This is a genomic window from Rahnella sp. PAMC25559 (genome assembly GCF_050632365.1).
GTDB lineage: Bacteria > Pseudomonadota > Gammaproteobacteria > Enterobacterales > Enterobacteriaceae > Rahnella > Rahnella rivi.
Map to the genome: position 1 here is coordinate 2,102,534 of NZ_CP192543.1, position 22,525 is coordinate 2,125,058.

The 22,525-nt window shown below is 53.3% G+C and carries 23 protein-coding genes and 1 tRNA gene; 14 read left to right on the forward strand and 10 right to left on the reverse strand.

What is annotated here, in order from left to right:
- Positions 1 to 5: 5 nt before the first annotated feature.
- Positions 6 to 1,133 carry a succinyl-diaminopimelate desuccinylase gene (gene dapE, locus ACQZQY_RS10875; protein ID WP_056771365.1) on the reverse strand — a complete coding sequence of 376 codons (1,128 nt, stop codon included), beginning with the start codon at positions 1,131 to 1,133 and terminating at the stop codon, positions 6 to 8.
- A gap of 1 nt (position 1,134) precedes the next feature.
- Positions 1,135 to 1,518, reverse strand: a complete 384-nt coding sequence (locus ACQZQY_RS10880) for an ArsC family reductase (protein WP_122095965.1) — start codon at positions 1,516 to 1,518, stop codon at positions 1,135 to 1,137.
- Positions 1,519 to 1,717: 199 nt separating this feature from the next.
- On the opposite strand from ACQZQY_RS10880, the gene ypfM reads away from it, so the two are divergent.
- Complete coding sequence (gene ypfM / locus ACQZQY_RS10885; RefSeq protein ID WP_112168684.1) at positions 1,718 to 1,777, forward strand: protein YpfM; 60 nt, start codon at positions 1,718 to 1,720, stop codon at positions 1,775 to 1,777.
- A 188-nt stretch (positions 1,778 to 1,965) separates the two neighbouring features.
- Here the strand turns inward: ypfM and acrD are convergent, their stop codons facing one another.
- Positions 1,966 to 5,127 (reverse strand): multidrug efflux RND transporter permease AcrD, encoded by a 3,162-nt coding sequence (gene acrD / locus ACQZQY_RS10890; RefSeq protein WP_431297090.1) that lies wholly within the window; start codon positions 5,125 to 5,127, stop codon positions 1,966 to 1,968.
- Positions 5,128 to 5,430: 303 nt separating this feature from the next.
- Between acrD and ACQZQY_RS10895 the strand changes: the two genes are divergently transcribed.
- Positions 5,431 to 5,715, forward strand: a complete 285-nt coding sequence (locus ACQZQY_RS10895) for a winged helix-turn-helix domain-containing protein (RefSeq protein WP_056771375.1) — start codon at positions 5,431 to 5,433, stop codon at positions 5,713 to 5,715.
- 70 nt (positions 5,716 to 5,785) lie between these two features.
- Complete coding sequence (gene nudK / locus ACQZQY_RS10900; protein ID WP_056771376.1) at positions 5,786 to 6,406, forward strand: GDP-mannose pyrophosphatase NudK; 621 nt, start codon at positions 5,786 to 5,788, stop codon at positions 6,404 to 6,406.
- Positions 6,407 to 6,499: 93 nt separating this feature from the next.
- Here nudK and ACQZQY_RS10905 read toward each other — a convergent pair whose 3' ends face one another.
- Positions 6,500 to 7,675: a hypothetical protein gene (locus ACQZQY_RS10905; protein WP_056771381.1), complete on the reverse strand. Its 1,176-nt coding sequence runs from the start codon at positions 7,673 to 7,675 to the stop codon at positions 6,500 to 6,502.
- 280 nt (positions 7,676 to 7,955) lie between these two features.
- Here ACQZQY_RS10905 and ACQZQY_RS10910 point away from each other — a divergent pair, with 280 nt between their 5' ends.
- On the forward strand, positions 7,956 to 9,014 hold the full coding sequence (locus ACQZQY_RS10910; RefSeq protein ID WP_431297091.1) for a DUF1176 domain-containing protein: 1,059 nt from the start codon (positions 7,956 to 7,958) through the stop codon (positions 9,012 to 9,014).
- Between the two features lie 95 nt (positions 9,015 to 9,109).
- Here ACQZQY_RS10910 and ybcJ read toward each other — a convergent pair whose 3' ends face one another.
- Entirely contained in the window at positions 9,110 to 9,331 is a 222-nt protein-coding gene (gene ybcJ / locus ACQZQY_RS10915) for a ribosome-associated protein YbcJ (protein ID WP_056771387.1), read from the reverse strand.
- A gap of 32 nt (positions 9,332 to 9,363) precedes the next feature.
- A complete protein-coding gene (folD, locus tag ACQZQY_RS10920) occupies positions 9,364 to 10,236 on the reverse strand; it encodes a bifunctional methylenetetrahydrofolate dehydrogenase/methenyltetrahydrofolate cyclohydrolase FolD (RefSeq protein ID WP_056771390.1) in 873 nt (290 codons plus the stop codon).
- A 173-nt stretch (positions 10,237 to 10,409) separates the two neighbouring features.
- On the opposite strand from folD, the gene ACQZQY_RS10925 reads away from it, so the two are divergent.
- Together ACQZQY_RS10925 and ACQZQY_RS10930 are read left to right on the forward strand one after the other, a co-directional pair.
- A complete protein-coding gene (locus ACQZQY_RS10925; protein ID WP_431297092.1) occupies positions 10,410 to 11,321 on the forward strand; it encodes an L-lactate dehydrogenase in 912 nt (303 codons plus the stop codon).
- Between the two features lie 146 nt (positions 11,322 to 11,467).
- A tRNA-Arg gene (locus ACQZQY_RS10930) sits at positions 11,468 to 11,544 on the forward strand.
- Between the two features lie 100 nt (positions 11,545 to 11,644).
- Here the strand turns inward: ACQZQY_RS10930 and ACQZQY_RS10935 are convergent.
- Positions 11,645 to 12,358, reverse strand: coding sequence for a DUF2461 domain-containing protein (locus tag ACQZQY_RS10935; protein ID WP_056771397.1), 714 nt, complete (start codon positions 12,356 to 12,358; stop codon positions 11,645 to 11,647).
- Between the two features lie 229 nt (positions 12,359 to 12,587).
- Here ACQZQY_RS10935 and ACQZQY_RS10940 point away from each other — a divergent pair, with 229 nt between their 5' ends.
- The 3 genes from ACQZQY_RS10940 to ACQZQY_RS10950 all read left to right on the forward strand — a co-directional run bounded on the left by ACQZQY_RS10940 (position 12,588) and on the right by ACQZQY_RS10950 (position 15,069).
- On the forward strand, positions 12,588 to 12,893 hold the full coding sequence (locus ACQZQY_RS10940) for a hypothetical protein (RefSeq protein WP_431297093.1): 306 nt from the start codon (positions 12,588 to 12,590) through the stop codon (positions 12,891 to 12,893).
- Between the two features lie 205 nt (positions 12,894 to 13,098).
- Entirely contained in the window at positions 13,099 to 13,662 is a 564-nt protein-coding gene (locus ACQZQY_RS10945) for a YagU family protein (RefSeq protein ID WP_056771403.1), read from the forward strand.
- A 396-nt stretch (positions 13,663 to 14,058) separates the two neighbouring features.
- Positions 14,059 to 15,069, forward strand: coding sequence for a LacI family DNA-binding transcriptional regulator (locus ACQZQY_RS10950; RefSeq protein WP_421670418.1), 1,011 nt, complete (start codon positions 14,059 to 14,061; stop codon positions 15,067 to 15,069).
- Here ACQZQY_RS10950 and ACQZQY_RS10955 read toward each other — a convergent pair.
- Positions 15,066 to 16,505, reverse strand: a complete 1,440-nt coding sequence (locus ACQZQY_RS10955) for a glycoside hydrolase family 32 protein (RefSeq protein WP_421670417.1) — start codon at positions 16,503 to 16,505, stop codon at positions 15,066 to 15,068. The genes ACQZQY_RS10950 and ACQZQY_RS10955 overlap by 4 nt on opposite strands.
- Entirely contained in the window at positions 16,502 to 17,752 is a 1,251-nt protein-coding gene (locus tag ACQZQY_RS10960) for an MFS transporter (protein WP_421670416.1), read from the reverse strand. Before ACQZQY_RS10960 ends, ACQZQY_RS10955 begins: the two co-directional genes overlap by 4 nt.
- A 473-nt stretch (positions 17,753 to 18,225) precedes the next feature.
- Between ACQZQY_RS10960 and ACQZQY_RS10965 the strand changes: the two genes are divergently transcribed.
- The 5 genes from ACQZQY_RS10965 (at position 18,226) to ACQZQY_RS10985 (ending at position 22,042) form a co-directional block, all read left to right on the forward strand.
- On the forward strand, positions 18,226 to 18,636 hold the full coding sequence (locus tag ACQZQY_RS10965) for a (R)-mandelonitrile lyase (RefSeq protein ID WP_431297179.1): 411 nt from the start codon (positions 18,226 to 18,228) through the stop codon (positions 18,634 to 18,636).
- A 131-nt stretch (positions 18,637 to 18,767) separates the two neighbouring features.
- Positions 18,768 to 19,823 (forward strand): NAD(P)-dependent alcohol dehydrogenase, encoded by a 1,056-nt coding sequence (locus ACQZQY_RS10970; RefSeq protein ID WP_056771415.1) that lies wholly within the window; start codon positions 18,768 to 18,770, stop codon positions 19,821 to 19,823.
- 260 nt (positions 19,824 to 20,083) lie between these two features.
- Positions 20,084 to 21,109 (forward strand): diguanylate cyclase domain-containing protein, encoded by a 1,026-nt coding sequence (locus ACQZQY_RS10975; protein WP_338019880.1) that lies wholly within the window; start codon positions 20,084 to 20,086, stop codon positions 21,107 to 21,109.
- A 41-nt stretch (positions 21,110 to 21,150) separates the two neighbouring features.
- Complete coding sequence (locus ACQZQY_RS10980; RefSeq protein ID WP_238485286.1) at positions 21,151 to 21,501, forward strand: hypothetical protein; 351 nt, start codon at positions 21,151 to 21,153, stop codon at positions 21,499 to 21,501.
- Positions 21,502 to 21,523: 22 nt separating this feature from the next.
- Positions 21,524 to 22,042 carry a cupin domain-containing protein gene (locus ACQZQY_RS10985; RefSeq protein ID WP_431297094.1) on the forward strand — a complete coding sequence of 173 codons (519 nt, stop codon included), beginning with the start codon at positions 21,524 to 21,526 and terminating at the stop codon, positions 22,040 to 22,042.
- A gap of 70 nt (positions 22,043 to 22,112) precedes the next feature.
- Here the strand turns inward: ACQZQY_RS10985 and ACQZQY_RS10990 are convergent, their stop codons facing one another.
- On the reverse strand, positions 22,113 to 22,358 hold the full coding sequence (locus ACQZQY_RS10990; RefSeq protein WP_056771428.1) for a hypothetical protein: 246 nt from the start codon (positions 22,356 to 22,358) through the stop codon (positions 22,113 to 22,115).
- Positions 22,359 to 22,525: the final 167 nt, after the last annotated feature.

The window sequence follows — 22,525 nt, forward strand, 5'->3', positions numbered from 1 at the left end:
GGTTATCATGCGACTAACTGCTCCATGATGCGCTGATACATACGGCTGAGAACCTGAAGATCGGCGGCATGAACGCATTCGTTGATTTTGTGAATGGTGGCGTTTACCGGCCCCAGTTCGACCACCTGCGCGCCCATCAGTGCGATAAAGCGTCCGTCGGAGGTTCCGCCGGTGGTTTGCAGCTCGGGAGTCATCTCAGTGTAGTGGCGAACCGCGTTAACCACGGCTTCGACCAGTGCCCCGCGTGAGGTCAGGAACGGCTGGCCGGACACCACCCAGTTCAGGGTATATTGCAGATTATGGCTGTCCAGCAGCGCGGCGACGCGCTGTTTGATGATTTCATCAGTCAGTTCGGTACTGAAGCGGAAGTTAAACTGCACATACAGCTCGCCGGGAATGACATTGTTGCTGCCGGTACCGGCATTGATATTGGCGATCTGCATGCTGGTTGGCGGGAAGAATTCATTGCCATTATCCCACAGGGTAGCCACCAGTTCGTTCAGCGCAGGCATGGCGCGATGCACCGGATTGTCAGCCAGATGCGGATAGGCTACGTGTCCCTGAACGCCGTGAACGTGAAGGTTGGCGGTCATGGAACCGCGACGGCCATTTTTCACAATGTCACCTACGCGGGTGGTGCTGGAAGGCTCGCCAACCAGACAATAATCCAGGCGCTCATTACGTTCCATCAGGGCATTGACCACTTTTACCGTGCCGTTGACCGCGCTGGCCTCTTCGTCAGAGGTAATCAGAAAGGCAAGACGCCCTTTGTGATGCGGGTTGGCGGCCACAAAGCGTTCTGCTGCAACCACCATCGCCGCCAGCGAACCTTTCATGTCCGCCGCGCCGCGGCCATAAAGCATGCCGTCGCGCAGCGTGGGTTCAAACGGGCCGGTGACCCAGAGTTTGTGATCGCCGGTCGGCACCACGTCGGTGTGTCCGGCGAAGGCCAGCGTTTTGCCTTCACCGCGCGTTGCCCAGAAATTCAGGGTATCGCCAAAATGCATCGGCTCAACGTGGAAACCAATGGCCTCGAGGCGGGCGATCATGATCTCCTGGCAGCCTGCATCGTCCGGGCTGAGTGACGGACGACGGATCAACTGTTGGGCAAGATCGACAACGGGACAGCTCATGTTATTTTACCTCCGCAAGGAATTGCTGATAGCTCTCTGGTTTGAATCCCAGCAGAGACTGGCCATTGGGTGCCAGTAAAAAAGGGCGTTTGATGACTGCCGGATGCGCCAGCATCACCGCTTTAGCGCGGGCTTCATTGTCACAGCCTGCGCGGGTTGCTTCATCGAGCTTGCGCCAGGTGGTGCCACGGGTGTTTAGCATCGCTTCCCAGCCCTGTTTGTCGATCAGGTTCTGCAACAGGCTGTCATCCAGCCCCTCAACCCGGTAATCATGAAACTGGCAACTGACACCGTTTTCTTCCAGCCAGCGACGGGCTTTTTTCACGGTATCGCAATTTTTAATGCCATAAAGAATAAATGGGGCTGAAGCCGAAGTCGTTGCCATAGAAAAACGTAACCTGTCAGTAATTATGAACTTTTCACCAGCACAGAATGCGGGCGCGAGGATAGGGCACATAATGAGGCAAAACGCGGGCAGGATCCAGACGGGGCGGGATTGTGATCCAGGTTATATAAGCGGTCGGTATAATTTGTTTGTTTAAAATATAACCGTATAATCCCCTCGTCCAATCAAGGGGAGCAAAATGTTAGAGCAAGAATTAGGAAACTGGAAAGACTTTATCGACCGTATGTTGAACGCGTAACAGCCACACCGTGACAGTAAAAACATAGCCGGTAAAGCGCACAGATTTATTCTCAGTGTCAGCACGTCATTATAAAAAACGTTTGTTCAGGAAGACCATTACGTCCAGTTAGCGACGGTTCTCACAGCCAGTAAATCAATAATAAAAAAGGCGTTAATTCTCATTAACGCCTTTTTTGTCGACTTTTTTTACCGTGATTTGAGTTCTGCCGGGGCTGTCTCAACGATATCGGCTATCACCGGTTCCGTGGTTTTCCCCGGAAAACGGCGGCGGATCAGCACGAAGAACAACGGCACGAAGAAGACTGCCAGCACGGTCGCGGAAATCATCCCGCCGATGACGCCGGTACCCACCGCATGCTGGCTGCCAGAACCTGCGCCGGTGCTGGTCGCCATCGGCAGTACGCCGAAAATAAAGGCCAGCGAGGTCATCAGGATAGGGCGCAGGCGCATTCTCGAGGCTTCCAGCGTAGCTTCTAACAGTTCCCGGCCCCTGACGTTCAGATCATTGGCAAATTCGACAATCAGAATGGCGTTTTTCGCCGACAGCCCGATGATGGTCAGCATCCCGACCTGGAAATACACGTCGTTTTCCAGCCCGCGCATCCAGGTGGCAATCACCGCACCGAGCACGCCGAGCGGTACCACCAGCATGACTGAGAACGGAATCGACCAGCTTTCATAAAGTGCCGCCAGACACAGGAACACCACCAGCAGGGAAAGGGCATACAGCGCAGGCGCCTGTGAACCGGATAAACGCTCCTGATAGGACAACCCGGTCCATTCGAGGCCAATCCCGGTCGGCAATTTCGCCACCAGTTTTTCCATGGTATCCATCGCCGTACCGCTGCTGACGCCTTCTGCCGGTTCCCCGACAATCTCCAGCGCGGAATATCCGTTGTAGCGCTCAAGGCGCGGCGAGCCGGTCAGCCAGTATGATGTGGCAAACGCGGAGAACGGCACCATGGTTCCTGTGGCGTTTCTGACATACCAGCGGTTAATATCGTCCGGCAGCATACGGAATTTTGCACCGGCCTGAACGTAGACTTTTTTAACACGGGCGCGATCAACAAAGTCGTTGACGTAAGTCGACCCCCAGGCGGTGCTCAGCGTGCTGTTGATATCTGTGATCGACACGCCCAGCGCCTGCGCTTTGACCTGATCGATGTCGATTTGCAACTGCGGGCTGTCATCCAGACCGTTATGACGCACGCGGATCAGATTGCTGTCTTTGGCGGTCATATCCAGCAACTGATCACGCGCTGACATCAGTGCCGCGTGGCCCAGCCCGGCGTGATCCTGCAATTCCATGTCGAAACCGGTGGCGCTGCCGAGGCCGTTAATGGCCGGCGGACTGCTGGCGATCACTCTGGCTTCGGTAATCTTACTGAATTCTGTGGTGGCCTTTTCGATCAGCGCAAAGGAGGAGTCATCCGCACCTGTACGCTCATCCCACGGGGTCAGGCGCACGAACATACGAGCGACATTCTGCCCGTTACCGCCCGGCCCTGCGCCGATGGTGGAAAACACCGAAAGCACATCTTTTTTATCGGTTTTCAGGAAGTAGTTTTCGACTTTCTCGACCACTTTTTGCGTTTGCTGCAGCGTCGAACCCGGCGGTAACTGCACCTGAACCGTGAAGACACCACGGTCTTCCAGCGGCAGGAACGAGGTCGGTAACTTAATAAACATAAATGCCAGCAACGCGACCAGCGCGGCATAACACAGCATCCAGCGCAGGCTGTTGCGTAAAATCCCCGCCACGCCGTTTTCATAGCGGCGCGCGTTGCGGTCAAACATGCGGTTAAACCAGCCAAAGAAGCCGCGTTTGCCGTGATGGTGCCCCTTCGCAATAGGTTTCAGCAGGGTTGAGCACAGCGCCGGTGTCAGCGTCAGCGCGACAAACACCGACAGCACCATCGCTGACACAATCGTGATGGAGAACTGACGGTAAATTGCGCCGGTGGTGCCGCCAAAGAACGCCATCGGCACGAACACGGCGGAGAGCACCAGGGTGATACCGACCAGCGCACTTTGTATCTGACCCATCGATTTACGCGTAGCGTCTCTGGGGCTGAGGCCTTCCTCGCTCATCACGCGCTCAACGTTCTCCACCACCACAATGGCATCATCCACCAGCAGGCCGATCGCCAATACCATCGCAAACATGGTTAAGGTATTGATGCTGTAGCCGAACTGATGCAGCACGGCAAAAGTACCGAGAAGCACCACCGGCACGGCAATGGTTGGGATCAGCGTTGCGCGGAAGTTTTGCAGGAACAGGTACATCACCAGAAACACCAGCACGATGGCTTCAAACAGCGTTTTCACCACATCGGTGATCGCCGCTTTAACGAACGGCGTGGTTTCATACGCCACTTCCGCTTTCAGGCCGTGAGGGAAGTAATGCGAAAGCTCTTCAAGGCGCGCGCGCACCGCTTTGTCGGTTTGCAGTTCATTCGCACCGGACGCCAGTTTCACCCCCATACCGGACGCGGCCTGACCGTTGTAGCGGCTGAGCAGGCTGTAGTTTTCAGCACCCAGACCAATTTCTGCCACATCCCCCAGTTTGACCTGCGAACCATCCTTATTCACTTTCAGCGTGATCTGACGAAATTGCTCCGGCGTCTGTAATTGCGATTGCGCATTGATCGTGGCATTCAGCGCCTGGAAATCGACAGAAGGTGCGCCGCCGAGCTGTCCGACCGCCACCTGGCTGTTTTGCGCTTTGATCGCGGTGACCACATCGGCAGTGGTCAGCTGGTAATTAGTGAGTTTGTCCGGGTCAAGCCAGATCCGCATGGCGTACTGTGAACCGTAAGCATCGATGCTGCCAACGCCGTCCACGCGGCTCAGCGGATCCTGAATGTTCGAGGCCACATAATCGGCAATATCCTGCTTATCCATACTGCCGTCGGTGGAGACAAACGCCACCATCATCAGGTTGGTATCACCGGTTTTCGAGACGGTGACCCCCTGCGTTTGCACATCCTGCGGCAAACGTTTCAGCGCCTGTTGCAGCTGGTTCTGCACCTGTTGCAACGCTTCATTCGGGTCAGTCCCGGCGGTAAAACTCAGTGTAATCTGTGATTTACCGTCATTACTGCTTTGCGAAGACATGTACATCAGATTGTCGAGGCCGGTCATGTTCTGCTCGATAATCTGGGTAACGGTATTTTCTAATGTTTGTGCTGATGCGCCGGGATATGTTGCCGAGATGCGAACATTAGGAGGGGCGAGATCGGGATATTGTTCGACCGGCAAAAAGTAAATCGCCAGTGCGCCGGACAAAGACAGAATGATCGCTAATACCCAGGCAAAAATCGGGCGATCGATGAAAAAATTGGCCATGCGTCAAAAACCTCGTTATCACTCTGGCGGGAGTGACTCACATCAGCAAACAAACAGAATGTCAGTAATCTGACAAAAAAATCCACTGAGAAGATTTTCCCAGCGGCAGTACTGTCCAAACAGGACGGAGTGAATGTTAGAGTGTCGTTCTACGTCTAAGCACTTTACCTTCTCAGGGCGAATAAAACGTGGAGAAATAAAGGAGATAATGTAAAAAAGCCCACCTGAACACGGGGTTATATTTCACCAGACAGTCTACGCTTTTGATGGATCCTTTTAATGACAACGCCCGGAGCGTTCAACATGATGTTAAATTCGGTGTTTGCCCGCCGCCTCTACCTTTGCTGGTTGCTGGACAACGAACAAAAACCCAACGTGCCGAAGCTGATGGAAATCACCGGCTGGCCGCGCCGCACCTTGCAGGACGTACTGAAAGCGCTGCCGGGAATGGGCGTTGAACTGGATTTTATCCAGCAGGGAATACGCAATAATGACGGCTACTACCAGCTTTCCAGCTGGGGGCCGCTGGACAGGCAATGGATTGAACGCCACCGCGAACAGCTTATCGCGGCAATAGCGCAGGGTTGAGTATGGCGGGAGAAGTAGAATACGGCTATGATGCCTGGCTTCTCTCACCACTTCTGAGCGGGGGCATTGAATGTCATCTCACGACACTTTTTCTCAAGAAACAGCATCTGACCCAACATCTTCCAGAATCGAAAATGTCCAGAGCGAGTTGCTCTCTGACAACTGGTATGTTTTGCGTAAATTCTCCTACGACTTAATCAAACGCAATGGCGAACGCCAGCCGCAAACCCGTGAAGTGTATGACCGTGGGAATGGCGCGACGATCCTTCTTTACAGCAAAATCAAAAAAACCGTCTTGCTGATCAAACAGTTTCGTATGCCGACCTACGTCAACGGCAACAGCACCGGAATGCTGCTGGAAACCTGCGCGGGCCTGCTGGACAACGATTCCCCTGAAGATTGCATCCGTAAAGAGGCGATCGAAGAAACCGGTTTTGCAGTCGGTAAAGTCGATAAACTGTTTGAGGCTTACATGTCGCCGGGCAGCGTGACGGAAATCGTGCACTTTTTTGCGGCGGAATATGATGAGTCGCAGCGTCAGAACGCCGGCGGTGGGGTCGAGGACGAAGACATCGATGTGCTTGAGGTGCCGTTCAGCCAGGCACTGGACATGATCAAAGACGGGCGTATCAAAGACGGTAAAACCATCATGCTGTTGCAATACGCTCAGATTCAGGGATGGATGGCCTGAACCGCTCTGGTGCGTTCAGCACTGATTTCAGCACTTAAGAATGAAGAAGGCACCCGAGGGTGCCTTTGTTGTTTTTGCATGACGCTAAAAGCGTTACTGCACCGTGGCGACCGCGGCAGTGCCAGCCTGCTTCTTGATCGCTGACCACGGAAGCACCGACCATTCAGGCCCTTCGCACGAGCGCTGAACACGGGCAAAACTCGGATCAAAATAGAGACCGGCAGGGGTGAAATACCACGCCGGGAACTGCCAGATTTCCGGTTGCGAGTAATCGCAATCGTCATCACTTTCTTCGGTCGGTTTTTTCATTTCTGCCGGATGCGCCAGCGTCAGCTCTTTAACCAGCCAGGGCGCCCATTTCTTGTCGCGATATTGCGCAAAGGTGTCGAAATCGACATCATTTTTACCGGTGGAGACGCCATCTTCCGCATTGAGATAATGGAAAGGGGCGCCTTCGCCGACCCAGACCACATCTTCCAGCGTCAGCGATTCTGCCGTTTTGGCATTCATATTCACCGGCGCCTCACCGAAATCAGGGTGCGCACCACCGCAATCGTAAGAGGTGAAAATACTGATACTGACGATGTCTTTACTCAGGTATTTCGGCGTCACGGTTTGCATATACTCACCCTGTCCGAAGCGGCTTGCGCCGAGCATACAGGCATGCCAGCCGCTGACTTCCTGCCACAGGCGGGTGCGCAGCTTCTGATTGATCGCGTGCAGCTCGGCATCAGGGTAGCCGGAGGCAATTTCGAACAACGTAATTTTGGATTGCGGCTCCGTCCACCATTGCAGCTGATACCCCATGAAATTTTCGCTTTTACCGGCGGTCAGCTGCAGGCCTGAAAGGCGTAAAAACTCATAAGGTTCGATGTGAGCAAGTGCGGTCAGCCAGGCATCATCGGTGGTGACGGCAGGTAACTGCGCAGGTTGCAGTTTCACCGGCAAGGTTTTGCCTTGCGGATTGGTCCAGCTCCCTTGCCAGTTGCCTTTCTCATCTTTGGTCAGGGAAAATTCAGGGCGCGGGGTGTCATCAAAATCATCCAGACCTTCCTGAAGTTTCAGCTCCTGCCCGTCCAGCGAGCCATTAAGCGGCAGGTCGAGACGGTATTTTTGATAGAAGTAACGGCCCGTCACTTCATCGGGTTTATTTAAATCCAGCTCGACCACAATACTGGTTTTACCCAGCGTACCGGAATACACCACAGGCGGCTCTTCAGCCAGAGCAGGCAATGCAAGCAGGGCTATCAACCAAATCCACAACTTCATCAGTATCTCCCAGAGAAATAAATCATCCTTTGCGCCATTATTTTTTCGTTATAGGCAATGACGTGCGAAAGCCAGTGTACTGAAAGTTTCGTTACGTCACCATTACGTGATCTGATAAGTAGAAAAAAATTATCGTTTGCCCAAAAAAGCCATCGGGAAAGGTATCTCTTTCTAATTTCGAATAAAAAAATGCTGGTTTGTTAGCAGTCTCCCGGCGGAGGTTACGCTATTATCAGGGAGATAACTTAGAGAAGAGCTGAGACTCATAATGTGCAGATGGATGACCTCCCCTTTATGCCTGCTGGCCGGAATGCTGGCTTTTAGCGTGCAGGCCGAGCCGATACAGGCAATGTATAACGACTGGCAGGTGAGCTGCGATAACCTGAACCACTGCGCTGCGCGCAACAGTCAGGATGGTCAGGAACTGGTGATGAAAATCACCCGCGAAGCCGGGCCGGAGGGCAAATCCACCCTCAGTATTGATTACCAGCGTAACAGCGACGAGCAAAGCAGCGATGCGCCGATTGCCGGGCGTTTGCAGATGAACGGAAAAACGCTGAGTTTTAATCACCGCGAATGGGATATCAGTAAAAAGCACCTTTCGGGCAGTAACCGTCTGGTGGTCAATGATTTCATCGCCGCCATTCGTGAAGGCAGCAGCATTCAGCTGGCAGGTAAATCGGATCCCGCGCAACCGGTGAAACCGATGATTTCGCTCAAAGGGTTGAAAGCGGTGCTGCTGGCCATCGATGCCCAGCAGGGGCGGGTCGGCACCAAAACGGCCTGGGCCAGCCGGGGCACGAAACCGGCGAATACCGTGCCACCTGCGCCGGTCGCGCCGGTATTGCCACGTTTTAGTGAACCGCACGCCTTGTCCGAGAGTGAGATCTCAGCCATCACGCAGAACGCTGCGACCACCATTGAGAACAATGATTGCAGCCTCGATCCCTCAGAACGTGAAGTGCATATTTTCGCCCTGAGTAATGAGAAGGCGCTGATGACCGTCAACTGCGACATGGGGGCTTACAATCTGTTTGCTCTGGGATTTGTGGTATCGCGTCAGGCACCTTACAAAATGGAAAATCTGGCGCTGAACATGCCGTTCAAACTGGGTGAGGATGAACAGGCGCCCGAGCTGATTAATGCAGATTTCGACCCGAAAACCGGCATGCTTTCGACCTATGATAAAGGCCGTGGGATCGGAGATTGCGGCGTCGCCTCGCGCTGGGTGTTTGATGGCAAAGCGTTCAGGCTGGCGGCATTTTCGACTGAACCCGCCTGTGACGGCTACAGCAGCGGCGGAGAATGGCCGGTTCTGTGGGTGACCCAGGCGCCTTAATTCCCGCTGCGGCGTTATGTTGCGGATAAAAAAATGCCCTGTGAGCTTACGCTTTCAGGGCATTTTCTTTTGTCGCGGTCTGCGTCGTTGAAACGTTATTCAACAGACGCTTTGACGACAACCATATTGCTGGCGAATTCGACTTGCTGATCGGCAACGATTTTGCAGCGCTTACGGGTTTCTACTTTACCGTTGACCTTGACCTGGCCTTCAGCGATGACCGACTTAGCGGAACCGCCACTGTCACACCAGCCCATAAATTTGAGCAGGTCGCACAGTTCAACGTGCGGGTGCTTTTCGAGAAAAAAAGTTTCCATGTATTCCTGACTTTGTGTTTGGTACGAATGAATTAAGACTTAATGGCGCTGATGTCATGATATTCCTCACACGCCTGCAAGGTATTTTGAATCAGCGTCGCGACCGTCATCGGGCCTACGCCGCCCGGCACCGGTGTGATAAAGGAAGCACGCTCAGCGGCGGCATCATATTCCACATCGCCGACAACTTTACCACTTTCCAGACGGTTAATACCGACATCAATGACAATCGCACCCGGTTTAATCCATTCACCCGGAATAAAGCCCGGTTTACCGACCGCCACTACCACCAGATCGGCATTCTCAACGTGATGACGAAGATTTTTGGTGAAGCGGTGCGTGACGGTAGTGGTGCAACCTGCCAGCAGCAGTTCCATGCTCATCGGACGGCCCACAATGTTGGATGCGCCGATCACCACGGCGTTTAGCCCGAAGGTATCAATACCATAACGCTCAAGCAGGGTGACGATGCCGCGCGGCGTGCAAGGGCGCAGCGTGGGAGCGCGCTGACACAGGCGGCCGACGTTATACGGATGGAAGCCATCGACGTCTTTGTCCGGATGAATGCGTTCCAGAACCTTGATGTTATCGATGCCCGCTGGCAGCGGAAGCTGCACCAAAATGCCGTCGATTTCACCGTCGTTATTCAGATCGTCGATCAGTTTCAGCAGTTCGCCTTCAGAGGTGGTGGCGGGTAAATCGTAAGAGCGGGAGATGAAGCCGACTTCTTCGCATGAGCGACGTTTGCTGGCGACATAAATCTGTGATGCCGGGTTTTCACCGACCAGCACCACGGCCAGGCCGGGAGCGCGTTTACCTTGCGCCAGTCGTTGTTGCACACGCGCCGCCACTTCGCTTCTGACTTGCTGCGCAATCGTTTTACCGTCAATAATCTTTGCTGCCATCGGGGAATAAATCCATCAATTAAAAAATGCAGGGGATGCGCCTATTTTGTCAGAAGCGGCGGGCGCTGTCAGGCGTTGAATGCGAATTACTTGTTCGAAAATTCACTGAGACAGTGCTTAAAAAAGTGTCTATTTTAGAAACAGGTCTTTTTAAATCATCAGGAAAGGAACCCATGACACGTAAAGTCGGGATTATAGGCGCAGGCCACGTAGGGGCTGACGTTGCATTTTCATTGGTCACACAGGGATTGTGCGACACGATTGTTTTGCTGGATGAAGACGAAAAAAAGGCGGGCAGTCAGGCACTCGAACTGCGCGACATGGCATCTCTCACCGCGTCACGCGTTAAGATAATGGCTAACGATTACAGCGAATTGCACAACGCAGATGTGCTGGTCATCGCCGTCGGCCCGAAAACGCTGCTGCGTGAAGATCGCCTCGAAGAACTGGCAGAGACGCGCGCCGCCGTGCGTGAAGTGATCCCGCGCGTGATTGCCAGCGGTTTTGGCGGCGTTATCGTCAACATCACCAACCCGTGCGATGTCATTACCCAGATTATTCAACAAACCAGCGGCTTCCTGCATTCTCAGGTCTTCGGCACCGGCACGTCGCTCGATACCGCACGCATGAAGCGCGTCGTGGGCGAATTCTTCGATATCGACCCCCAAAGCGTCACCGGCTACGTGATGGGTGAGCACGGCGAATCACAGTTTGTCGCCTGGAGCACCGTGACTCTGGGCGGATGTCCGGTAGCACAACTGGCGGGCGACCGTGACGTTGACTGGGCCAGCATGCAGGACGCCGTGCGCGGCGGTGGCTGGGAAATTCTGCAAGGCAAGGGCTGGACCAGTTTCGGCATTGCCACGGCAACGGCCCGTCTGGTGGACGCGATATTATCTGACGCGCACAGCGTATATCCGGTGTCGGCGTGGGATGAAGAGCTGAACGTGTACATCGGCCAGCCTGCGGTGATCGGCAAAAACGGCGTGGTTCAGACATTGCGGCCAGAGCTGACCGTTTACGAAGGCGTGGCATACCATGCTTCTGCACGCGTGATTGCCGCGGCGCTGAAGTCTGAAAAATAGTCCAGACGCATCACATTCCGCTGCGGGGCAGGCCGGGAATAACCTGAAATTGTTCAGGCATTAAGCAGAGAGTTCGAAAGCCATTGACTCATCCCGGTCTGCCCGTATAATCCGAACCCGCAACGCTCCCGAATGGGACAAGCAATGCGCCCTTAGCTCAGTTGGATAGAGCAACGGCCTTCTAAGCCGTAGGTCACAGGTTCGAGCCCTGTAGGGCGTACCATCTTCGCGGTGTAAAACCGAAAAAACAGACGCCCGCTGGCGTCTTTTTTTATGCCTGAAATTCAGTGTGCAAGATGTCCTGTACTGCTCTTCCTGTTGCCTCAGAAATCCAGCTCAAGTGCAAAACACAGGTAAGCCATCAGTGGCGCACAATGCCTGAACTGCGCCGCGCAAAACTCGACCACATCAGGTTTGCACAAATCTTCAAAGGCGATATTTTTAATCGCGATAAAATCTTTGCGCTTTAATTCCTCTAACAACGGGTGGTTTTTGTCGTAGCCTTTTGGCGGTCGAATCAGGCTGTCGCCATCCATCACGAATCCGTTGTCGTGCAATGTCTTAAGCGCTTTCTTGTAGGCGTTCGGATTCTCATCAATGCACGTACGGATCGCATTTAACGCTTTAGATTCCGGATGCCAGATCCCCGCCGCGAGAAAACAATTATCTTCGGCAATGTGCAGATAGAGTCCGGGGGCGTGGACATCTTTGCCCTGAAAATGGCGAAACTGGATGCCGACATTGGTTTTGTAAGGCGTTTTATCTTTGCTGAAACGGCTGTCCCGCTGCGGACGCATAAGGCTGCCGCCCACTTTTCTGGCGACGGCAGTCAGCCTCGGGGAAATGGCAATAATCTCTGGCTGCATGTGTTCGATAAACCGCAGTGCCGGGGTTCTCAGCGTATTTTCGTATTCATCCTGATTCGCTTTGAACCAGTCGCGGGAGTTGTTTTGTGCGAGTTTATTCAGAAATTGCAAACCGGCTGCGCTAAAAATTGTCCCTGCCGGAACCGGCGTTTCAGGTGTCTGGGTCGTCATTATCGATAAGCCTTAATCACTGCCATGAAAAGAATCAGGAGATCCTGACGCCAGAGACGGCTCAGTGCAAACTGAAAAGCAAAAAATTTCCTGATAACCGATGAAAACGCAGTGGCCGCCTGAAAGCCTGCCAGAATCAGGTGAGAGCTGGCGGCCATGGAGCAGACTTATTCTGTTAAATACAATTCAGAGCAATATAATAGGGTAAACATCAGTCGCAGGGATTTCTATGGATAATATTGATCATGCTAAGCGCGTCTTAGAGGATAATACCAAAGTGCTTTACGGCATATTTGGTATCATCAGCGGTTCTGGCTATTTTCCTCCGTTGCCTTTCCTGAATGAATTCTTCCTGGCGGGCAGTGATCCCTGCGATCAAGATGGTCGGATGGGACGTTGGCGGCGCTTCGCACTGACCCTCTCTGAATATGACGTGGTGAAGGCGTGGTGGATTGAAAACAACCCTAATACCATCGAGTCGCAACTTGGATGCGATTGCTGGAATGATTGGGTTCAGGAGATTTTGGAGCGGTAAGTAAAGTCATCATGGGGTGACAAAATCCTACGCGAATAACGCATGAGCTTTACCATCTGCATATTCCCTTTCTGTCATGCGCCAAAGGGCTTATCCCTGTAAATCTTCTGTTTATGAGTAAAATCCATAGAACCCTGATCAAGATCAACGGTAACAATCTGTAAAGTTTTACTCTTTACGGAAATTTACTGACTACTGGGGATCTATGAAAATTAAAGACTTTTTTGTGATGACTGCACCGAACCGCCGCCGTTATGGCGTGGCTTTTTTTGTCGGTATTATTGCCGGTGTGATGTCAGCTTTCGTGAAGTGGGGCGCAGAAGTGCCTTTACCCCCACGTACTTTCTCAGGCGGTCGCGATGAATTTAACCCGCCGTATTTGTTCCTGAGAGATTATCTGGGCATTGACCCGACACATGCCGTTTACCAGTTCTCTGAACATATTATTAATCCTGTCCATATTACCCATATTATTTTCTCTCTGGTCTTCGCGATAGGCTATTGCCTGGTCGCGGAAGTCTTCCCGAAAGTAAAATTATGGCAGGGTGCGCTGGCCGGTATTATTGCGACTGTTGCCGTCCACTGGATAAGTTTCCCGCTGCTGGGTCTGACACCTCCATTATCCGGGCTTCCGCTGGATGAATATGTGTCTGAATTACTGGGCCACATCTTCTGGTTCTGGGCGATTGAAATGATCCGCCGTGATTTGAGAAACCGAATCACGCACGAACCCGATGCTGAAGTGCCGATGGATTCGCCTTTCCGTTAATGCGCCATCCTGAGTATTAAGCCCGCCTGACTCTGTCGGCGGGTTTTTTTATGTCTGCTTATTAGCATTACAATAAAGAACAGAATAAGATTTTATAGGAAAGGTTTGATTTAATTTTTTAAAAAACACCTATGATCCGCTCATGATATATTGATATAAAATCTCACATCATATTACGTTGTATTAATTTCATTGTTATGTGTATATCAATTCAATAATCACCTTTATCAATGTTAAGTGCAGATAGAGAAAAGACACCGGCGAAAGGTGTCTTTTCTACTTGCGCCTGCCTGAAAAGTTCAGGTGAGAATTAACCCGCCGTCACAGATTTAGGCTTACGCTACCGGCGTTTTTGTGTGTAGGATCAGGGCTGTAAAATTGCCAATCGGGAGAGTTATGGCTTCGCTGAAAGAAGTAGCACAACGGGCATCCGTCTCGCTGATGACGGTGTCCCGCGCCATTAATGAGCCGCAAAGGCTGAAGCCGGAAACGCTGGCGCGCGTGCAGCAGGCCATTGACGCACTTCACTATGTGCCCGATTTCTCGGCGCGCAAGATGCGCGGTAAAAGCAGCAAAGTCTCCACGCTCGGCGTGCTCGCGCTCGATACCGCCACGACGCCATTCTCCGTTGAACTGCTTCTCTCGATTGAACTCACGGCCCGCGAATTTGGCTGGAGCAGTTTTCTTGTCAGCATTACCTCGCAGGAAGACAGCGAGCGCGCGGTCAGCCAGCTGCTTTCCCAGCGTCCGGACGGCATTATTTTTACCACCATGGGGCTGCGTGAAGTCGATATTCCCTCGCGTCTGGTGGATAAAAATCTGGTGCTGGCGAATTGCCTGAGCCGTGAACACGCGCTGCCGGGCTACATTCCTGATGATTTTGACGGCCAGTATCAGGCCACCAAGCTGCTGATCCGCAAAGGCTACCGCCATCCGCTGTGCATTTATTTACCGGAGTCCATCCCCGCCGGAACCCGCCGTCGCGCCGGTGCGGAACAGGCATGGCGCGAAGCGGGGCTGGCGGCAGAAGATCTTCGTCAGCTGCATATGGCGCTGGGCGATGAGCATTATCGTGATGTTGTGACAATGCTTGAGGGCTTTATCCCCGGCGGAAAACCGGATTTCGACGTGCTGGTGTGCGGCAATGATCGTATTGCCTTTCTGGCGTATCAGGTGCTGCTGGCGAAGGGGATTGCAATACCGCAACAGGTCGCGGTGCTCGGGTATGACAACATGGTCGGTATCGGCGATCTGTTCCTTCCGCCGCTGACCACGGTGCAATTGCCGCACAGCGAAATAGGCCGTGAAGCGGTGCTGCATCTTATTGAGCAACGCCCCAATCACGGCCTGATAAAGATCGCCTCGCCCGTGCTGGAGCGTGCGTCTTTATCGTGCATTCAGCGTTAACCCGCGCTCAGCCTCCAGACGTCTCCCTCAATCAACGCCGCCTGACCGTGAGCGGCGAAGCAGGAGAGGGCGCGCTGACCGGGCTGCGGGTAAATCCGGCTGCTTAACGTGGCTTCTCCCTGATTAACGAAAATCTCCACAGACGAGCTGTCGATAAAGATCCGCAGTTCCAGCACCTTTCCTTGCGTTAACGCCACGCTGCGCTGGTCTTTGATCCCGTGCATCGGGAAGTCCCTTTCCAGACAGAGTCTCTGCGCCCGTGTGTCCACAAAGAGGGTCACGCCGTCACCGAGTTTGATACCGAAACGTTCTGCGTCGCAGGCAGGGCGATCCCACCGGGTGATGATCTCCAGCGCCTGCGCGTCATCTGCGATGTGCTGAACGCTGTCTCTGAGCAGGCATGGCGAAAGAGGAGAATGCTCACGGCGCAGCGTCTGCACTTCTTGCACCGGAACCATCCGCACGCTGCCATCGTGCAGTGTCAGTTCGCGCGGCAGCGTCATGCAACCCGCCCAGCCTTCGGCCTTTGACGGCATCACGGATTCCCACATGTCCATCCAGGCGATGATCACCCGACGACCATCGGCTGCGGTAAATGACTGGGGCGCATAAAAATCATGGCCGTGATCCAGCTCGCGGAAACCTTCGCGAACCTCAAACTCCTGCCCCGGCCGCCAGGTTCCTCGCAGGCAGCCACTCTGGAATAAGTTCAGATAATCATCGCCTTGTGCTTTGATGCCCTGCGGGGAACACATCAGAATATGTTCATCGCCAAGCGGGAAAAAATCCGGGCATTCCCACATGTAACCCGTGTTGCGGTCGGCTTTGGCGAGCACGCGGTCGAACGTCCAGTCGCGCAGGCTGTTGCCCTTGTACAACAACACCTGGCCGATATCGCTGTCATCCCGCGCCCCGATCACCATCCACCAGTGGCCGTCTTCGTACCAGACTTTCGGATCACGAAAATGCATGATGTTATCCGGTGGTGTGAGCACCACGCCCTGTTTGGTGAAATGAATGCCGTCCTCGCTGGTGGCAAGGCATTGCACCTCACGGATGGCGCTGTCGTTGCCTTCGCCGCTCAGCCAGACGTGGCCGGTGTAAATCAGGCTCAGCACGCCGTTATCGTCCACGGCGCTGCCGGAGAAACAGCCGTCCCGGTCGTACTCTTCGCCCGGCGCCAGTGCGACAGGCTGATGTTGCCAGTTCACCATGTCCTGACTGGTGGCGTGCCCCCAGTGCATCGGTCCCCAGTTCTCGCTAAACGGGTGATGCTGATAAAACGCGTGATATCGCCCCTGGTGATAAATCAGCCCGTTCGGATCATTCATCCATCCCGCCGGTGGCGCGAGGTGAAAATGCGGGTAAAAGGATTTGCCGCGCGTTGCTGCTCCGTCGCGCAAAGCCTGTTCTGCGCGTTCCAGTCGCTGTTTCATAAAATCTCACTCTTTTTGAATAATACGGAAGGGGTTGTCCGGCTCTTTTCGCCGATGAGCAGGAATCCCGAGATCGTGGTGAGGATGAGCACCAGCATCCCCATAATCATGTAGGTGTCGGCAAAGCCGATCCGGTCGTAGCCGTAACCGGCCAGCGGGGAAAACACACTGGCACACACCTGCGTGATGAACTGGAACCCGACCAGATACAGCGTGGCTGAAAGGCGCGGGTCGAAGCGGGTGGTGATGTACTTAAACATGGCGATCAGCAGGATCGGCAGCTCCACGGCGTGCAGCAGTTTCATGCAGGAAATGGTCACCGCATCCGCTGCCAGACCTGAACCAAAAACGCGCAGCGCCATAATCAGCCCGCTGAGCAGCAAGCCGTTTTTTGCCCCGATTTTATTGACGACGAACGGCGCGAGGAACATGCCGCCCGCTTCTAAAAACACCTGGAAGGAGTTAAGGAAACCGTACATCTCATTGCCGTTTTTAACGTCCGGGAACAGTGAAGCGAAGTACACCGGAAACTGCTGATCGTAGACGTTGTAAACGCTGACGCCGGTTACAAACACAATCAGCGCCCAAAAACGCGGCAGGCGGAACAGGGCAATCGCATCAGAAAGCTGAAGGTTACCGGGCTTGCCGTACTCGAGCTGATTCAGCGCATCGGTCTTCACCTCACGCAGCCGCCACAGCAGCAGCAGGAAAATGATCGCAGAAGACGAAGCCATCCAGAAGTTAAGGTTCGGGTTGATGTTAAACAGGATCCCGGCGAGAAAGGTGGCGGCCGCCCAGCCGAGCGATCCCCACATTCTGGCTTTACCAAACTCAAACCCTAAGATACGGCTGACCCGCTCGGTATAAGATTCGAGCGCACCAATCCCGGCAAAAAACGTCGCGCCCACGTACAAGCCGCCGGCGGCGGCGCCCAGCAGAATATTGATTTGCAGCAACGGGGCAAAGATGAAGATAAAGAAAGGTCCGCTGGCCAGTAACAGTATGCCGATGGCCCACAGCAGGTTTTTACGTAACCCCAGCTTGTCCTGAATAAAACCGTACAGCGGCTGCGCGCACAGCGCCGTCAGGGCAATGGCGGAAAAGAATAACCCCGTTTCCGCGCCTTTAAGCCCGACCTTCTGGCTGAGCCAAAGTGAGATCAGCGAAAAAGCAGATGACCAGGTGTAAAAGAAGCAGAAAAGTAATCCGCTTAACAGCATGTAGTGACTTCGGTGACTTGTTTTCATGGCATATCCGTGCGCATTCGAAGAGGGAGTTCACATTGTTAACGTTAACTTATTGCTTTTCCCAGACAGGTGATAACGGATTTATGATGTTAATCACAAATGTTAACGTTAACATATTTAAAGTGTGATCTTCACTGCACATTTTTGCCGATCAGTTCACCGGCTGCGGGGGAACACCGGACAGCCCGCACAACCCGGCAACTTCGGCGGCTTGCGGGCGAAAGATAACTGTTTATTTTTGGTGCTAATTGTTGAGCCTGTCCGCCGCCTGATTGATGAATTCTCCTCATAGCGCCTTTCACATTTTGCTGCCTAGTCCTGTTCGCCGTATGGCGGTAACGTAGTGCCACTACACTCACGCAGCCCATCATGAAGGAAAAAGTGACATGAACGGCATCAGAGCAACTACGCTTTCACTGTCTGTCATGATGTCCTGTATGGCCCCGGCAGCTTATGCCGAAGCGGAGAATTCAATGAGCGAAAAAATCAAAATCACCCGGAACGACTCCACCCCATCGCAGCAAGGACCGGAAAGTTACTTCACCGGCAACGTGCGTATTGACGCGCCGTTCAGCGGCACCGAATCTGCCCGCGTTGGCGGTGCGACCGTGACCTTCGAACCTGGCGCACGCACCGCATGGCACACCCATCCGCTGGGACAGACGCTGATTGTGACCCACGGTCGCGGCTGGTTACAGGAAGAGGGCGGCGAGATCCGCGACATGAGCGTGGGGGATATTGTGTGGATCCCGGAAGGGATTAAACACTGGCACGGCGCGACGCCGGAAAATGCCATGACCCATATTGCGATCGCCGAATCCCTGAACGGCAGTCCGGTCGAATGGCTGGAAAAAGTGACCGACGCCCAGTATCAGAAACGTTAATTCCGTCATCATTAACGCGCAGGCCGGGTTTCTGTCATCGGCAGAAACGCGGTCCCGCTTCAGATTTCCAGCCCTGACATGGTTATGTCAGGGCCTTTGTCCGTGCTCACCCCTCATTTCGGAGAAATAACATGACCCTGAAAGTTCTCGGATACGCTGCTCAGTCAGCCAAAGTGCCTTTAGCTCCCTTTGAATTCGAACAACGCGAAGCGCGTGAAGATGACGTTGTCATCGACGTGATGTACTGCGGCGTCTGCCACTCTGATTTGCATCAGGCGCGCAACGACTGGGGATTCAGCACTTATCCGCTGGTTCCTGGCCACGAAGTGGTAGGCCGCGTGGCGAAAGTCGGTAAAAACGTCACTCAGTTCAAAGTCGGTGATTACGCCGGTATCGGGTGTATGGTCGATTCCTGCCGTGTCTGCACCCCGTGCGAAAAAGGTCTGGAGCAATACTGTCTGGAAGGCAACACGCAAACCTACAACAGCGTTGACCGTCACGACCATATGCCGACTTACGGCGGCTACGCCAAAACCATCGTGGCGAGTGAAAGCTTCGTGCTGAAAATGCCGGAAGGTATCGATCTCAAAGCCGCTGCGCCGCTGTTGTGCGCGGGCATCACCACCTGGTCGCCGCTGCGTCACTGGAACATCACCAAAGGCAGTAAAGTCGGCGTGGTCGGTCTGGGCGGTCTGGGCCACATGGCGTTGAAACTGGCCAACGCGCTGGGCGCAGAAGTGACGCTGTTCACCCGTTCCGCCGGTAAAGCGGAAGATGCCCGCCGTCTGGGCGCGCATCACATCGTGGTGTCGACAGACGACGCGCAGATGGCGGCTACCCAAGGCGAGTTCGATCTCATCATCGATACCGTTCCTTATGTCCACGATATCAACCCGTACATGCCAACGCTGAATATCGACGGTACGCTGGTCTTCGTCGGTTTCCTCGGTGATATCAGCCCGATGCTCAGCACGTTGTCGATGATTCTGGGCCGTCGTTCTGTCGCCGGTTCATGCATTGGCGGTATTGCGGAAACGCAGGAAATGCTCGATTTCTGCGCTAAACACGGTATCGGTTCTGACATCGAAATGATCAGCATGCCGGACATCAATGACGCCTACGAACGTATGCTGAAAAGTGATGTGAAATACCGCTTTGTGATCGATATGGCGACGCTGACGGCGTAAGAAAAGAGTCAGCTGCCCCCTCCCGGCCATATTGGAATGCCCATTCTGATATGGCCGTTTTTTATTCATTTGCCAGTGTTATCTCAAATTTCCCCGTTAAATTCCTAAGACGCTCTAAATAAGTCAAAAACCCCCTCTGTTCCTGCCATTGAATACCGTGCTTTTTGTAGATGAGTTATCACTAACTCGACTACTATAAAAAGAATTACATTCAGCGAGCTTTGTCAGGTATGCCATATTATTTCCCGGATGATCACCATGTGCGTGAACGTTCGGATCGTTTTCTGCGACGAATGTATCTCATGCGCATGCTGGGCACTTTCCTGTGCTTTTTCCCGATCGCGTCGGTGCTGGTGGAGCGCGGCGCATCCTGGCTGCCTCTCGGGTTGCTGGTACTCAATGTGTTTGTCTGGCCACACGTCGCCATGCGGATTTCCCGACGCGCTAAAAAATCGAATCAGGCTGAGTTCAGAAATCTGGCTTTTGATGCCGTTGCCGGAGGCGCCTGGGTGGCGATGATGGGGATCTGTCCGCTGCCGTCGGCCATTATTACGTCTATCCTTATTGCTGACCGTTTCTCAGCGGGCGGCTGGCGGTTATTACGCCGTGCGATGGTGTTCTTCTGCGCCGGTTTTATTGTGTGCTGGCCGTTGTCCGGCATGACGTTGTATCCCGTGGTCACCGACAGAACGCTGTGGCTGACGCTGCCGCTGTCGACGATTTACATTATCGCCTTCAGCGCCGCCAACTATTCCATCTCCAGAAAACTGCGTGATAAACAGCATGAACTGGAGAAAACCGCGCTGATGGATCCTTTTCTGGGGTTGCCGAATCGCCGGTTGCTGGACCGGCGGCTGATGCTGGAGTTCGAGCGTTCAAAACACGATCTTTCGTGCCTGATGGTGCTGGATGTCGATGATTTGAAAATGGTGAACGACCTGTTCGGCACTGAGGCGGGCGACTATGTCCTGCGGGCCGTTGCGACGATATTGCGCCAGGAAACCGGCGAGCATGATTTTCCGGCGCTGTTGGGCGACGATGAGTTTGTGGTGATCTTGCCGGGAATTTCCGAAGAAGAAGCCTACGCGGTGGGGTACCGGTTATTACTCAAGGTGTCGGAGATCCGCCTGTCGCAGGACGCGGGTTTCCAGTGTTCGCTGAGTGTGGGAATTGCCACGTCACGCGGGCGGGAAGATTACCATCAATGGCTGGCCGCCGCCGAGCGTGCGGTCGCCAGCGTGAAGCAAAATGGCAAAAACAGTATTGGCAGTGCAGGCAGGGCATAACGTTTTTTTCTGATTGGGATAAACATTTTTCGGGATGAATAATGATGAAAAATAGTCAAAAAGTGATGATAGCAACAGTAGTGTTGATGGGTTTACTGGCAGGATGCTCAAGTATTGATGAACCGGTGGGCGATGAAACCTATCGTCCTGCCAATTTCGATGCGTCTTTCGCGCAGGGGCAGGCGAGTTATTTTTCGTCCGTATTTTCCATTCTGGAACGTCACCGCCGCGCGGATACCTATAAAAAGATTTTTGATTTCTGTAGCGGAAAATTCCAGACGCTGGGCGAAAGTAATGACGGCGAAAAGGTGCACATAAAATTTGCCTGTCTGCCTAAAGAGCAGGTGCAAAGCATTTATGCCACGCCGGTGAAATCGCCAACGCAGTATTAAATCCAGTTTCCTCAGAGGCACTATGAGCAAGGAAAGACCCGATTTTATCCGTCACTGGACGGAGCTTGAAGGCCCGGATGACGGCAGTTATCCCGGCGATGATGAGCTGATGTCAATTGGCGCGCCGCTCGGTAAAGCACTGGGGCTGACGCGTATCGGTATTCACCACGAACGTTTGTTACCGGGGCGTCGTACCAGCTACCCGCACGCTGAAAGTGCAGAAGATGAGTTCGTGTATGTGTTGCAGGGGCATCCGGATGCCTGGATCAACGGGGATTTGCACCCGCTGAAACCGGGTGATGCCGTCGCCTTTGCGCAGGGAACCGGTATCTGTCATACCTTCATTAATAACACCGATGATGAGGTGCATTTACTGACGATTGGCGAAGCCAATAAAGCGGAAAATCGGATCTACTATCCGAAGAATCAGCAATACGAAGCGACACGTAAAGACCGCTGGGTGGATGTGCCGCAGCAGGTATTCGGCGAGCATGACGGGTTATCTGACCAAAAAAGAGATAAAAAAAAGCCGGTGTCATAACCGGCTTTTTTATTCGAGTAATGCATTTAACACTTTCATCGAAGCGGGGATCATCATGTCAAAGACGTCTTCATTGGATGGAAAGCGACTGCCAGCGTTGCTGACAATACGGCATCATGCGGTGGATCTTCAGCGTTTGTGGTTCATGGCGGTTCAGTGAATAACCTTCCGGTGTGATTTCTAAGGTGTCACCGGTCTTCAGGGAGAAATTGTCATCGACTGACAAAATCAGCTTCAGGTTTTTAAATGCCTGAATGCAGATATATTTCAAACCTGTGTGCGGGATGTTCAGGATATCTATAATTTTCCATTCCATATTTCTACTCCTTTATCGTACTGCCTGATTTAGTGCCTCATTCTTACCTCACAATTCCGTCATTTTTTGTCATCACAAGGTAATGATTTCTTTATAGGCGTTCCTGTTATTTCAATGCTTGAACTGACTCACAAAAAGTCATAGCCAGATCATCGCTGGATCGCATA

Bases quoted from the DNA above. Each gene is read 5' to 3' on its own strand.
- ACQZQY_RS10960 (WP_421670416.1), bottom strand. From the start codon at position 17,752: ATGAAAACAAGTCACCGAAGTCACTACATGCTGTTAAGCGGATTACTT.
- ACQZQY_RS10880 (WP_122095965.1), bottom strand. From the start codon at position 1,518: ATGGCAACGACTTCGGCTTCAGCCCCATTTATTCTTTATGGCATTAAA.
- ACQZQY_RS10935 (WP_056771397.1), bottom strand. From the start codon at position 12,358: ATGACGACCCAGACACCTGAAACGCCGGTTCCGGCAGGGACAATTTTT.
- dapE (WP_056771365.1), bottom strand. From the start codon at position 1,133: ATGAGCTGTCCCGTTGTCGATCTTGCCCAACAGTTGATCCGTCGTCCG.
- ACQZQY_RS10905 (WP_056771381.1), bottom strand. From the start codon at position 7,675: ATGAAGTTGTGGATTTGGTTGATAGCCCTGCTTGCATTGCCTGCTCTG.
- ACQZQY_RS10950 (WP_421670418.1), top strand. From the start codon at position 14,059: ATGGCTTCGCTGAAAGAAGTAGCACAACGGGCATCCGTCTCGCTGATG.
- ACQZQY_RS10955 (WP_421670417.1), bottom strand. From the start codon at position 16,505: ATGAAACAGCGACTGGAACGCGCAGAACAGGCTTTGCGCGACGGAGCA.
- ACQZQY_RS10965 (WP_431297179.1), top strand. From the start codon at position 18,226: ATGAGCGAAAAAATCAAAATCACCCGGAACGACTCCACCCCATCGCAG.
- ACQZQY_RS10980 (WP_238485286.1), top strand. From the start codon at position 21,151: ATGATGAAAAATAGTCAAAAAGTGATGATAGCAACAGTAGTGTTGATG.
- folD (WP_056771390.1), bottom strand. From the start codon at position 10,236: ATGGCAGCAAAGATTATTGACGGTAAAACGATTGCGCAGCAAGTCAGA.
- nudK (WP_056771376.1), top strand. From the start codon at position 5,786: ATGTCATCTCACGACACTTTTTCTCAAGAAACAGCATCTGACCCAACA.
- acrD (WP_431297090.1), bottom strand. From the start codon at position 5,127: ATGGCCAATTTTTTCATCGATCGCCCGATTTTTGCCTGGGTATTAGCG.
- ACQZQY_RS10970 (WP_056771415.1), top strand. From the start codon at position 18,768: ATGACCCTGAAAGTTCTCGGATACGCTGCTCAGTCAGCCAAAGTGCCT.
- ybcJ (WP_056771387.1), bottom strand. From the start codon at position 9,331: ATGGAAACTTTTTTTCTCGAAAAGCACCCGCACGTTGAACTGTGCGAC.
- ACQZQY_RS10945 (WP_056771403.1), top strand. From the start codon at position 13,099: ATGAAAATTAAAGACTTTTTTGTGATGACTGCACCGAACCGCCGCCGT.
- ACQZQY_RS10910 (WP_431297091.1), top strand. From the start codon at position 7,956: ATGACCTCCCCTTTATGCCTGCTGGCCGGAATGCTGGCTTTTAGCGTG.
- ACQZQY_RS10895 (WP_056771375.1), top strand. From the start codon at position 5,431: ATGATGTTAAATTCGGTGTTTGCCCGCCGCCTCTACCTTTGCTGGTTG.
- ACQZQY_RS10925 (WP_431297092.1), top strand. From the start codon at position 10,410: ATGACACGTAAAGTCGGGATTATAGGCGCAGGCCACGTAGGGGCTGAC.
- ACQZQY_RS10985 (WP_431297094.1), top strand. From the start codon at position 21,524: ATGAGCAAGGAAAGACCCGATTTTATCCGTCACTGGACGGAGCTTGAA.
- ACQZQY_RS10940 (WP_431297093.1), top strand. From the start codon at position 12,588: ATGGATAATATTGATCATGCTAAGCGCGTCTTAGAGGATAATACCAAA.
- ACQZQY_RS10990 (WP_056771428.1), bottom strand. From the start codon at position 22,358: ATGGAATGGAAAATTATAGATATCCTGAACATCCCGCACACAGGTTTG.